This is a genomic window from Vibrio sp. Vb1980, from assembly GCF_033338615.1.
Lineage (GTDB): Bacteria > Pseudomonadota > Gammaproteobacteria > Enterobacterales > Vibrionaceae > Vibrio > Vibrio alginolyticus.
The window spans coordinates 1-525 of the sequence record NZ_JAWOSZ010000172.1 but is presented as its reverse complement, the minus strand read 5'-3'; the positions used below and the strand labels follow the sequence as shown (position 1 = coordinate 525).

General features: G+C 55.4%; 1 protein-coding gene. It reads left to right on the top strand.

The window, feature by feature from the left end; translation table 11 throughout:
* The coding region (locus R7F64_RS24345; protein WP_318072218.1) for a hypothetical protein at positions 1-468 on the top strand (468 nt) is incomplete at its 5' end.
* Positions 469-525: the final 57 nt, after the last annotated feature.

Here is a 525-nt window from a genome sequence, read left to right as displayed (position 1 = left end):
CCTGGAGACAGGGTGGGAGCCAGCGAAGCCACACTGCTGAACATGCTGAACATCTCCCCCTTCTCCTTCGGGCTGATCATCCAGCAGGTGTTTGACAATGGCAGCATTTATAACCCTGAAGTGCTCGACATCACAGAGCAGGCCCTGCACTCTCGCTTTCTGGAGGGTGTCCGCAACGTGGCCAGTGTGTGTCTGCAGATCGGGTACCCAACTGTTGCCTCGGTGCCACACTCCATCATCAATGGGTACAAGCGCGTCCTGGCATTGTCTGTGGAGACTGAGTACACCTTCCCACTTACTGAAAAGGTCAAGGCCTTCCTGGCTGATCCATCTGCATTTGCGGCTGCTGCCCCTGCAGCGGCTGCCACCACTGCTGCCCCTGCGGCTGCTGCAGCCCCTGCCAAAGCTGAAGCAAAGGAAGAGTCGGAGGAATCAGATGAGGATATGGGATTCGGTCTCTTCGACTAATCCCGCCAAAGCAACCAAGTCAGCCTGCTTAATTTGAGAAAGATGGAAATAAAGGCT